This is a genomic window from Kitasatospora sp. NPDC091257 (assembly GCF_044757675.1).
Lineage (GTDB): Bacteria > Actinomycetota > Actinomycetes > Streptomycetales > Streptomycetaceae > Kitasatospora > Kitasatospora lactacystinica.
This window is the reverse complement of the sequence record NZ_JBIVVI010000184.1, coordinates 1-10,145: the sequence shown is the minus strand read 5'-3', so window position 1 is coordinate 10,145 and position 10,145 is coordinate 1. Positions and strand designations below refer to the sequence as shown.

General features: G+C 74.7%; 11 protein-coding genes. 4 read left to right on the top strand and 7 right to left on the bottom strand.

What is annotated here, in order from left to right; genetic code table 11:
• A partial coding sequence (locus tag ACIQOV_RS11710) for a DUF3459 domain-containing protein (protein WP_401047609.1) occupies window positions 1-514 on the top strand: 514 nt, incomplete at its 5' end.
• Window positions 515-523: 9 nt separating this feature from the next.
• Here ACIQOV_RS11710 and ACIQOV_RS11705 read toward each other — a convergent pair.
• Together ACIQOV_RS11705 and ACIQOV_RS11700 are read right to left on the bottom strand one after the other, a co-directional pair.
• A complete protein-coding gene (locus tag ACIQOV_RS11705) occupies window positions 524-1,417 on the bottom strand; it encodes a transketolase family protein (RefSeq protein ID WP_401047607.1) in 894 nt (297 codons plus the stop codon).
• 122 nt (window positions 1,418-1,539) lie between these two features.
• The gene (locus tag ACIQOV_RS11700) at window positions 1,540-2,271 is read right to left on the bottom strand and encodes a thiamine pyrophosphate-dependent enzyme (protein ID WP_401047604.1); all 732 of its coding nucleotides are present in this window, start codon (window positions 2,269-2,271) and stop codon (window positions 1,540-1,542) included.
• A gap of 57 nt (window positions 2,272-2,328) precedes the next feature.
• Here ACIQOV_RS11700 and soxR point away from each other — a divergent pair, with 57 nt between their 5' ends.
• Complete coding sequence (soxR, locus tag ACIQOV_RS11695; RefSeq protein WP_359909625.1) at window positions 2,329-2,877, top strand: redox-sensitive transcriptional activator SoxR; 549 nt, start codon at window positions 2,329-2,331, stop codon at window positions 2,875-2,877.
• A 43-nt stretch (window positions 2,878-2,920) separates the two neighbouring features.
• The gene (locus ACIQOV_RS11690) at window positions 2,921-3,844 is read left to right on the top strand and encodes a phosphotransferase family protein (RefSeq protein ID WP_401047602.1); all 924 of its coding nucleotides are present in this window, start codon (window positions 2,921-2,923) and stop codon (window positions 3,842-3,844) included.
• Between the two features lie 7 nt (window positions 3,845-3,851).
• Here the strand turns inward: ACIQOV_RS11690 and ACIQOV_RS11685 are convergent, their stop codons facing one another.
• A complete protein-coding gene (locus tag ACIQOV_RS11685) occupies window positions 3,852-4,373 on the bottom strand; it encodes a GNAT family N-acetyltransferase (protein ID WP_401047601.1) in 522 nt (173 codons plus the stop codon).
• 35 nt (window positions 4,374-4,408) lie between these two features.
• Window positions 4,409-5,062, bottom strand: a complete 654-nt coding sequence (locus tag ACIQOV_RS11680; RefSeq protein ID WP_401047598.1) for a formylglycine-generating enzyme family protein — start codon at window positions 5,060-5,062, stop codon at window positions 4,409-4,411.
• 175 nt (window positions 5,063-5,237) lie between these two features.
• Between ACIQOV_RS11680 and ACIQOV_RS11675 the strand changes: the two genes are divergently transcribed.
• The gene (locus ACIQOV_RS11675; RefSeq protein WP_401047595.1) at window positions 5,238-5,813 is read left to right on the top strand and encodes a helix-turn-helix domain-containing protein; all 576 of its coding nucleotides are present in this window, start codon (window positions 5,238-5,240) and stop codon (window positions 5,811-5,813) included.
• A 70-nt stretch (window positions 5,814-5,883) separates the two neighbouring features.
• Here the strand turns inward: ACIQOV_RS11675 and ACIQOV_RS11670 are convergent, their stop codons facing one another.
• The 3 genes from ACIQOV_RS11670 to ACIQOV_RS11660 all read right to left on the bottom strand — a co-directional run bounded on the left by ACIQOV_RS11670 (window position 5,884) and on the right by ACIQOV_RS11660 (window position 9,962).
• Complete coding sequence (locus tag ACIQOV_RS11670) at window positions 5,884-6,804, bottom strand: dihydrodipicolinate synthase family protein (protein ID WP_401047592.1); 921 nt, start codon at window positions 6,802-6,804, stop codon at window positions 5,884-5,886.
• A 1-nt stretch (window position 6,805) separates the two neighbouring features.
• The gene (locus ACIQOV_RS11665) at window positions 6,806-7,606 is read right to left on the bottom strand and encodes an aldolase (protein WP_401047589.1); all 801 of its coding nucleotides are present in this window, start codon (window positions 7,604-7,606) and stop codon (window positions 6,806-6,808) included.
• Between the two features lie 265 nt (window positions 7,607-7,871).
• Window positions 7,872-9,962 carry a HelD family protein gene (locus ACIQOV_RS11660; RefSeq protein ID WP_401047587.1) on the bottom strand — a complete coding sequence of 697 codons (2,091 nt, stop codon included), beginning with the start codon at window positions 9,960-9,962 and terminating at the stop codon, window positions 7,872-7,874.
• Window positions 9,963-10,145 lie beyond the last annotated feature (183 nt).

Below are 10,145 nucleotides of genomic sequence, written 5' to 3'. Positions count from 1 at the left end.
GGGCGCCGCCACCCCCTGGCAGTACTTCACCGACCACACCGACCCGGACCTCGCCGAGGCCGTCCGGCAGGGCCGGCGCCGGGAGTTCACCGGGCACGGCTGGGCCGCCGAGGCCGTCCCCGACCCCCAGGAGCCGGCCACCGTGCTGCGCTCGGTCCTCGACTGGACCGAGCTCCGGCGCGCCCCCCACGCCGAACTGCTCACGTGGTACCGGACGTTGATCCGGCTGCGGCGCGAGCGCCCGGAGCTGTCCGACCCCGACCTCGGCGCGGTGCGCGCGGACTTCGACGAGGCGGCGGGCCGGCTGGTGGTGCACCGGGGGCCGTACCGGATCGCCGTCAACCTCGGGCCGGACGGGGCCGCGCTGCCGCTCGGGGCCACCGGGCGCGAGGTGGTGGCGGCCTTCGGGGCGGCGGAGCTGGAGGGGACGGCGGTGCGGCTGGCGGCGGACGCGGTGGCGGTCGTCGCCGTGCAGCCCGGCCGGACGTTCACCGGCACGACGGGCCCACCGTAGCGGCCGGGCTCACCGGAGGAAGGTGCCGATCCGCTCCCGGAGCGCCGGGGCGTCCAGGCCGTAGGCGGCCAGGTGCTCCGCGATCGAGCCGTAGTGCCGGTGCTCCTCGCGCGGCACCCCCAGGCCCAGCACCCGGTGCGGGCGGTCGGCGAGCGCCGCGTGCGCCTCGTTCGCGGAGGTGCCCGCCAGGTACGGCTCGACCAGCACCACGTCCGCCCGGTCGCCGAGCGCCGCGCGCAGCCCGGCGGCGTCGAAGGGGCGCACCGTCGCCGCGTACAGCACGGCGACGTCCAGGCCCTCGGTGGCCGCGAGCACCGCGTCCAGCATCGGCCCGACGGCGAGCACGGCTCCGCGCGAGCCGGACCGGACGGTGGTGAAGCGGCCCGGCTCGACCGGCACCGCGGCCGCGTTCCGGTGCTCCGAGAGCCGGACGTACACATTGCGGTCGCCGTCCGCGTAGGCGTGGCGCAGCAGTTGCTCGGCCTCGTCCGGGTGGCCGGGGACGTGGACCGTCCAGTCCGGCAGGGTGTCCAGCAGGGCGACGTCGCCCGGGGACATGTGGGTGCGGCCGCCGGCCGGCCAGTCGTACGAGCCCGCCGCGCTCACCAGCACGGCGCCGACGCCCTGGTGGACGAGGTCCAGCTTGACCTGTTCGAAGGGCCGCTCGATCAGGAAGCTGGCGAAGGTGTGGGCGATCGGACGCATCCCGGTGAGCGCCAGGCCGCCCGTCGCGCCGATCAGCAGCTGCTCGCGGATGCCGACGTTGACCACCCGGTCGGGGTGGCGCTGCTGTGCCGGGGCGAAGGCGGCCGCGGTGATGTCGGCGAGCACCACGGCCAGCCGGGGGTCCTCGTCCAGCAGGCGGGTGGTCACGTCCACGAAGCGCTCGCGCATGGTGTCCATCGGTGAAGTTCCTCTCGGGGGCTCGGTCGTGGCCTGATCGGTCGTGGCCTGATCGGTCGTGGCCTGATCGGTCGTGGCGGGGCGGGTCGTGGTGTCGGCGGGCCGGGGCTGCCGCCGGGTGCTCAGTGCTGCTCCTTGGGCTCGACCCGGGCGACCACCACGTGCGGGCGGCCCGGGTGCTCCGCGGTGTACGCGCGGTGCAGCGCCTCGTGGTCGCGCCCGTCCACCGTGGCGGTCGACCAGCCCTCGGCCGCGAAGCGCTGGGCGATGCCGCCCTGCCAGCCGTGCGTGGCCGAGGAGTTGTCGATCACCACCACGTGCAGCCGCTCCAGCCCGTAGGCCCCGGCGAAGGCCACCGCCTCGGCGTTGGAGCCCTCGTCGAACTCCGCGTCGCCGACCAGCACCCACACCGCCGGGTCGGTCAGGCCCTGCGCCCGCAGCCCGAGCGCGGTGCCGACGGCCAGCGGCAGGCCGTGTCCCAGCGAGCCGGAGGCGATCTCGACGCCCGCGAGCAGGGTGCGGTCCGGGTGGTGGCCGAGCGGCGAGTCGTAGCCGCCGAAGCTCGGCAGCACGGCCGGGTCGAGGAAGCCCTTGGCCGCCAGTACAGCGTAGTACGCCATCGGGCCGTGGCCCTTGGAGAGCAGGAAGCGGTCGCGGTCCTGGGCCTCTGCGGTCTCCGGGGCCACCCGCAGCACCCGGTCGTACAGCACCCAGAGCGCGTCCAGGGTGGAGGTGGCGGCCGGGCCGTGCTTCTCGGCGCCGGTCATCAGCGCCATCAGGGCGGGCAGGTCCTCGAATCGGGTGCCGGTCGCGTTCGTGCCGGTCGCGTTCGTGGCGGTCGCGTTCGTCGTCATGACCACGATGCTGCACCTTAAAGCCGACTTGAGGTCAAGCGGCTACAGTGGGTTCCCATGACCGCCCACTCCGACGGCCGCCGGGCCCCCGGCCCGCACCACGGCGACCTGCTCACCATCGGCCAACTCGCCCGCCGCAGTGGCCTCGCCGCCTCCGCGCTGCGCTACTACGAGAGCCTCGACCTGATCCAGGCCACCCGCACCTCCGGCGGCCAGCGCCGCTACACCCGCGGCACGCTGCGCCGGATCGCCTTCATCCGCGCCGCCCAGCGGGTGGGCCTCTCCCTGGACGAGGCGAAGGTCGCCCTCGACCGCCTCCCCGAGCGCCCGGCCCCCAGCGGCACCGAGTGGGACCGGGTCGCCGCGTCCTGGCAGAGCCGGATCGACGAGCAGATCGCCGAACTCCAACGGCTCAAGGCCAAGCTCACCGGCTGCATCGGCTGCGGCTGCCTGTCCCTCTCCCGCTGCGCCCTCTACAACGCCGCCGACCGCGCCGGCGAGGCCGGCCCCGGCGCCCGCTACCTGCTCACCCGCGACCCGGACGGCGGACCCGAACCGGTCCCGTCGGGCATGGAGACCTGCGGCACCCGCCCGGAGGGGCACTGAAAACCCTTTGCGCCGGGGCCGTTCACCTGCCTACGGTACGCCCGTGCTGCCCTTGGTGCTGACGGACGAGGAGTGGGACGCGGTCGTCCCCGACGAGACGGTGATGCGCCCCGGCGCCGAGGCGCTCTGCGCCCGGCTGGGCGTCGGAGGCCTGCCCCTGGAGCGCTTCCCCGAGGGCTCCGTGCCGGTCTACGCGGTCGGCGACGCGCTGGTGCTCAAGCTGTTCCCGGCCGCCTCCGCCCGGGACGGCATCGTCGAGGAGCGCGTGCTCACCCGCCTGGACGGCGCACTGCCGATCCCCACCCCGACCGTCCACGAGGCCGGCGAGTACGTCAACGGCTGGCGCCACGTCCTGATGTCCCGTCTGCCCGGCGAGGGCCTCGCCCCGGCCTGGCCGCGCATCCCGCCGCCCGACCGCGAGCGGATCGCCCGCCGCTGCGGCGAGGCGCTCGCCGCCCTGCACGCCCTCGACCCCGAGCCGCTCGCCGACGTCCTCGGCCCCGGCGACTGGCCGGCCTTCCTGGCCCGCCGGGCCGCGGGCGCGGTGGCCCGCCAGCGCGAACGCGGGCTGGCGCGGGAGTGGCTGGAGCAGATCCCGGACTTCCTCGCCGCCGCCCCGCTCCCCGCCGCACCCGGGCGCTCCCTGCTGCACACCGAGTTCATGCGCGAGCACCTGCTCACCGACCCGGCCGACGGCTGGCGCCTCACCGGCCTGATCGACTTCGAGCCCGCGATGATCGGCGACCCGGCCTACGACCTGGTCGCCGTCGGACTCTTCACCACCCGGGGGGACCCGCACCTGCTCGGCCACCTGCTGAACGCCTACGGCCGCCGCTTCGAGCCCCGGCTGCTGATGGCGTGCACCCTGCTCCACGTGTACAGCAACCTGCCGTGGTACCTGCGGGAGTTGAAGCCCTCGGCACGGACGCTGGACGCCCTCGCCGAGGAGTGGTTCGGGATCGCCTAGGCACGCCCTACGGACGCGGGTCGGTGCGCAGCAGGCTGTACCGGACGACATCGCGCCACGCGCCGGCCCGGAAGGTCACCGCGCGCTGCACGCCCTCCCGGGTGAAGCCGAGCTTCTCCAGGACGCGCTGCTCGGCCAGGTTGCCCGCCTCGGTGTCCGCCTCCAGCCGCATCACCGGGGAGTGCGCGAACAGGTGGTCCACCAGCAGCCGTTGGGCCCGGGTGCCGATCCCGCGCCCGCGCACGTGCGGCAGCAGCTGCACGCCGATGCTCCAGTACGGGGCGGACGGCCGCACCCCGCTGCGGTTGGCGGCGACGAAACCGCCGAACCTGCCCCCGACCTCGACCGCGAGCATCCACTGCCCCTCCTCCAGCAGCCCGCTCTCCAGCCACCGGCGGCGGTACCGCTGCGGATCGCGCCAGCCGTACCACTGGAACTCCCCCAGCATCTCCGGGTCGTTCACCAGCCCCTCGACCACGGGGAGGTCGGCCTCGGCTATCGGGCGCAGGGACACTGATTCATCACTCATGCAGGCGCCAACGCCCGAGCGGACTCGACGGTTCCTCAACCGAGCGGCGGCCGGGGACCGGTGCGCGGCAGGCTGTGGATGGAGCGGGCGAGCCGGAATCCCACGTCGTCGATCCGCAGCGTCGGGTGGCTCCGGCGGCGGACGGAGGCGCGGCAGCTCCAGTGCTCGTCGAACCAGCCGCCGCCGCGCAGGACGCGGTACTCGCCGTACACCTCGGGGTCGTACCGGTCCCAGCACCACTCCCAGACGTTGCCGAGCAGGTCGTACAGCCCGTGGGCGTTCGGGCGCAGCCCGCCCACCTCGTGCGGGCGCTCGCCCGAGTTGCCGCGGTACCAGGCGATGTCGTCCAGCGGGCCGTAGCGCGGGCCGTCCGTGCCGGCGCGGCAGGCGTGTTCCCATTCGGCCTCGGTGGGCAGCCGGTAGCCGTCGGTGGCGCGGTCCCAGGAGACGTCCTCGCCGTCCACCTCGTAGGCGGGCGCGAGGCCTTCGCGCCGGGACAGCTCGTTGCAGTGGCGGACGGCGTCCAGCCAGGAGACGCTGTGCGCGGGGCGGCGGTCGCCGGTCGCGCCCTCGTACTGCTCGCGGGTCACCGGACAGGCCGCCAGCCGGAACGGGGCGACGTCGACGGCCCAACTGCGCCGGGTGCGACGGTCGGAGAGGGTGACCCGGCCGGACGGTACGGTGATCATCCGCCGATCCTAGGGCGTTTCCTGCGGGTCCGGTCGGACGGGCCGCAGGAACGCCCCGACCCCCGGCCCGGCCGGCCACCGGACGGCCACCGGGCACCGACCGGCACCGCGACCGCGCTTCCCCGCACGCCGGACCGATAATGGACCGGACGATTCCGTGGGTGAGAGGTGGCGCATGGCCGGCAGGTTGCGGGTGCTGAGGAAGCAGAACCGGCTCAGCCTGGAGGCACTCGCCGAGCAGGTCGGCGTCACCAAGAGCTACCTCTCCAAGGTCGAGCGCGGTATCAGCGACCCGTCGATCTCGACGGCGCTCAAGCTGGCCCACGCCCTCAAGGTCGACGTCGGCCGGCTCTTCTCGGACGAGGTGGAGCCCGAGCTCGTCACCGTCGTCCGGGCCGGTGAGCGCACTCCCGTCGGCACCGGGGCGGGCTCCGGCGTCTCCCGTTACGAGGGCATCGCGACCGGGCTCAGCGGCAAGCGGATGGTGCCGTTCATGATGTACCCGCCGACCGAACCGGCGGACCCGCCGTTCAAGTCGCACACGGGCGAGGAGTTCTTCTTCGTCCACGCGGGCACCGCCGTGCTGGAGTTCCCCGAGCGGAGCGTCGAACTCGGCCCCGGGGACAGCGTGTACTTCAACTCGGCGCTGCCCCACCGCTGCCGGAGCACCGGGCCGGAGCCGGCCGAGATCCTCGTGGTCATCCACGACGACCCGGACGGCCCCGCGGACCGGGTTCCCACGCTGCCCTGACGGACCCGGCGGGCCCGGGGCCGCCCTGAAGCCGTCCCGAGCCCGACTTCAGGGCGGCCCCACGCCGCTGTCAGGCCTTCGGCCCGGCGCCGTCCGCCAGGGCGACTCCCGCCGCGGACAGCAGCGCGGACAGTTGCGCCGTCCGCGCCCCGTCCAGCGGCAGCAAGGGGTGCCGGGGCTCGCCGACGTCCAGGCCGCACAGGGCCAGGCCCGCCTTCACCGTGGTCGGCAGACCCCCGCCGAGCAGGAACTGCAGCACCGGCAGCTGCCGGTAGAACACCCGGCGGGCCGTTTCCGGGTCACCGGCGCGCACCGCCCGGTACAGGTCGAGGGTGAGCTCGGGGATGAGGCAGGGTGCGGCCGTGCACCAGCCGGCCGCGCCGGCCGCGAACGCCTCCAGGGCCAGCGGGTTGGAGCCGTTGTAGAACGGCAGGGCGCCGTCGGAGAGCTGGGTGAGCCGGTGCATCCGCTGGATGTCGCCGCTGCTCTCCTTGACCATGGTGATGTTCTCCACCTGGTCGACCAGCCGGTGCATGAGTTCCGGGCGGAGGTCGACCCCGGCGGTGGCGGGGTTGTTGTAGATCATCAGGGGGATGCCGATCGCGTCGGCGATCTCGGTGTAGTGCCGGGTGATCTCGCGTTCGTCCAGCCGCCAGTAGGAGAGCGGCAGCACCATCACCACGTCGGCACCGGCCCGTTCGGCGAACCGGGCGCGGCGGACGGCGCTGCGGGTGGTGAGGTCGGCGATGCCGACGACGGTGGGCACCCGGCCGGCGACGGCCGCCACCGACGCCTCGGCGGCGGTGTACCACTCCTGGTCGTCGAGGTAGGCGCTCTCGCCGGTGGAGCCGAGCGGGGCGACGGCGTGGCAGCCGGAGCGGACCAGCCGGTCGATCAGCTCGGTGAGCCGGTCGAGGTCCGGGCCGCCGTCGGCCGCGGAGAACGGGGTCACCGGGTAGGCGATGATCCCTTCCAGGGTGGTCGCGGGCATCTCAGGAGTCCTTCCGGGTGACGAGGGCGTCGCCGTGGCCGGCCCGCAGGGCGCGGCGGGCGTAGTAGGCGAAGTTCGCCTGGCCGCGCTTGGGGGTGGAGATCCAGTCGTGCGCCTCCTTGGCGAGCGGTTCGGGGATCTCCTGGATCTTCCCGGCGGCCCCGGCGAGGAGCTGCAGCTCGGCGGCCCGTTCGAAGAGCAGGGCCAGGGTGCACGCCTCCTCGACGGTTCCGGTGGCGACCAGCTGGCCGTGGTGGGCGAGCAGGAGGGCGCGCTTGTCGCCGAGGGCGGCGGAGATGATCTCGCCCTCCTCGTTGCCGACCGGGATGCCGGGCCACTTCTCCAGGAAGGCGCAGTCGTCGTAGAGCGGGCACAGGTCCATGTGCGAGACGACCAGCGGGGTCTCCAGCATCGAGAGCGCGGAGACGTGCAGCGGGTGGGTGTGGATGATGCAGTTGACGTCCGGGCGGGCCCGGTAGACCCAGCTGTGGAACCGGTTGGCCGGGTTGGCCATCCCGTCGCCCTCCAGGACGTGCAGGTCCTCGTCGACGAGGAGGAGGTTGTCCTCGGTGATCTCGTCGAAGCCCAGGCCCAGGCGCTGGGTGTAGTAGGTGCCCGGGCGTTCGGCCCGGGCGGTGATCTGGCCGGCCAGCCCGGAGTCGTGGCCGGCGTCGAACAGGATGCGGCAGGTCAGGGCCAGCTTCTGGCGCACCGTCCAGTCGTTGTCGGGGATCGCGGTCCGCATCCGCTGGTGGGCCAGGTCCACCAGGTCGGTCTTGCCCGTCTCGAACGTGTCGGCCATCGCCGTGGTTCTCCTTCGCTCGTCGGTCGGAGCGGTCCGCCGGGGCGCGGGGTGCGGCCCGCACCGGCGGGCCGCGGGCAGCGGCGACCCGCCCGGCGGCGCCGCGGAGCCCCGGGAAGACACGTCATTCACTTTAGGACACCTTGTGTCCTCGCGTCGACGGGTCACCCACCACCAGGACCCCGGATCCCGGCCCCGACCCCGGCCGCGGCCCCTCCCGCACGGGAAGCCGGCCGGGCCGGCTTCCCGTGCGGGAGGCACCCCGCTACGCCCCGGCCTCCCGAAGGGTCACCGTGCACAGCCGCTTGGTGGCGCGGGTCAGGGCGACGTACAGGTCCCGTTCGCCCGCGGGCCGGGCGGCGACGATCCCGTCCGGGTCGACCACGACGGCCTCGTCGAACTCCAGGCCGCGCGCCTCCGACGCCGGGACCAGCCGGGCGTACCGCTCGACCCCGGCGGCCGCCAGTTCCGCCGTCCGGCCGTCCGCGCAGACCACGCCGAGCAGCTCGCCCGGATGCGCGGCGGCCTGCGCCCGCAGCTCGCCCACCAGCTCACCGGCGAGCCGCTCCGGCGCCACCGCGACGGACCGGGGCTCCTCACCGTGCCGGATCGACCGGACCGGCGGCTGCCCCGGGGCGATCCGGCCGAGCAACTCCCCGGTGGTGGCCAGGATCTCCCGCGTGGTCCGGTAGCTGACGGTCAGCGTCCGCAGGTCGAAGCGGCGGCCGACGTGCGGGGCGAGTGCCTCGTGCCAGTCCCGTGCGGTCGCCGCCGGGCCCGCCTGCGCGAAGTCGCCGACCAGTGTCATCGACCGGCCCGGGCACCGGCGCAGAATCATCCGCCACTGCATCGCCGTCAGCTCCTGCGCCTCGTCGACGACGACGTGCCCGAAGGCCTGCTCGGGCGGCCCGTCGACCAGGCTCGCCGCCTCGTCGAGGAGCGGCACGTCGGCATCGGCCCACGGCGCGCCGGGCGTGCGCAGCAGCGACGCCCGCTCGTCGTCGCCGAGGTGCGGCAGGCGCGCGGCCAGTGCGTCGGCGTCGGCCAGCAGGGCGTCGACGACCTCGCCCGGCACGAGCCGCGGCCAGAGCTCCTCGACGGCCCGGTCCACGTACGCGTCGTCCAGGAGCGCGGCCCGGACGGCGTCGGCGTCGAACTCGTCGGCCCCCGTGGCGGGTTCGTCGTCGACGCCGAGCCTGCGCAGGTCCCGGGCCGCCATCCGGTCGAGGTCGATGCCGGTGAGCAGCGCGACCTCGGCGTCGATGCGCTCCAGCGCCTCGACCGTGCCGCGGGCCAGCGCGCCGGTCAGGGAGTCCACCAGCAGCTCCAGGAACAGCCGGCGCGCCCGGTTGTGGGCGAGGCCGCTCGCCTGCGCCGCCGCCCGCGCCCCGGCGACCTCCGCCTCCTCCAGGCGGACCCACTCCCGCCCGACCCGGACGGTGAAGTCCCCGCCCGGGGCCTGCCGCGAGCGGACCGACCCGGCCAGCGCGTCGGCCAGTTCGACGCAGCCCTTGAGGCGCGCCGCCCCGAACCCGTCCACGGCGCCCGGCGCGACGCCGGCCAGCTCCTCGCACGTCGCCAGGACGACGTCGTTCTCCCCGAGCGAGGGCAGCACCTGGGAGATGTAGTCGAGGAACCGCGCGTTCGGACCCAGCACCAGCACACCGCGCTCGGCCGCCTTCGGGAACGCGTACAGCACGTACGCGGCGCGGTGCAGCGCCACCACCGTCTTTCCGGTGCCCGGGCCGCCCTGCACCACCGTCACCCCGCGGTGCGGCGAGCGGACGATCGCGTCCTGCTCGGTCTGGAGCGTGGCGACCGCCGTCCCCATCCGTCCGGTCCGCCGCTCCCGCAGCGCCGCCGCCAACGGGCCGTCCCCCACGACGTCCCCGGCGGCCGGCTCCGAACCGTCCAGCAGTTCGTCGCTCACCCCGACCACCGTGCGGCCCGTCAGGCTCAGATGGCGGCGCCGCCGCAGCCCCAGGGGGTGGACCGGCGTCGCCTCGTAGAAGGCCCGTGCCGCCTCCGCCCGCCAGTCCACCAGCAACGGCAGCTCGTCCTCGTCCCGTTGCAGCCCCAGCCGCCCGATCCGCAGCACCGTCCCGTCCGCCAGGTCGATCCGGCCGAAGACCAGCCCGCCCTCGGCGCCCTGCAGCCGGCGCACCTCGCCCGCCAGCCGCCCGGCCGCCACCTCCCGCTCGTACACCTCGCCCGCGCCGTCCGCCGCCGACGCGAGCACCCGCCCCAGCTGCTCCCGCGCCCCGGCGAGCCGCTCGTCGAACAGCTCGCCGATGACGGACACCTGCACCCGCTCCAGCTCCACCTGCTGTGCGGCGTTGTCGTGGATCTGCGACAAGGAAGAGCCCCCTCTCGATTCGACCCGCCACTATGCAGAGGAAATCCGGGGAAGTAAATGTTGACTTGTCCGGTTCGCATGTGGCCCTCGAATCCCGTACGGCACTTTTCCCGGCGGAATTCCGGCACGCCCCCCAGGCGCCTCTCCCCACCCCGCGAAAACGCCCTTTCCCGGCCCGGGGCG

What these genes read in the sequence shown, in the direction of transcription:
- ACIQOV_RS11705 (WP_401047607.1), bottom strand. Translation starts at nt 1,417, where the DNA reads ATGGACACCATGCGCGAGCGCTTCGTGGACGTGACCACCCGCCTGCTG.
- ACIQOV_RS11700 (WP_401047604.1), bottom strand. Translation starts at nt 2,271, where the DNA reads ATGACGACGAACGCGACCGCCACGAACGCGACCGGCACGAACGCGACC.
- soxR (WP_359909625.1), top strand. Translation starts at nt 2,329, where the DNA reads ATGACCGCCCACTCCGACGGCCGCCGGGCCCCCGGCCCGCACCACGGC.
- ACIQOV_RS11685 (WP_401047601.1), bottom strand. Translation starts at nt 4,373, where the DNA reads ATGAGTGATGAATCAGTGTCCCTGCGCCCGATAGCCGAGGCCGACCTC.
- ACIQOV_RS11680 (WP_401047598.1), bottom strand. Translation starts at nt 5,062, where the DNA reads ATGATCACCGTACCGTCCGGCCGGGTCACCCTCTCCGACCGTCGCACC.
- ACIQOV_RS11675 (WP_401047595.1), top strand. Translation starts at nt 5,238, where the DNA reads ATGGCCGGCAGGTTGCGGGTGCTGAGGAAGCAGAACCGGCTCAGCCTG.
- ACIQOV_RS11670 (WP_401047592.1), bottom strand. Translation starts at nt 6,804, where the DNA reads ATGCCCGCGACCACCCTGGAAGGGATCATCGCCTACCCGGTGACCCCG.
- ACIQOV_RS11665 (WP_401047589.1), bottom strand. Translation starts at nt 7,606, where the DNA reads ATGGCCGACACGTTCGAGACGGGCAAGACCGACCTGGTGGACCTGGCC.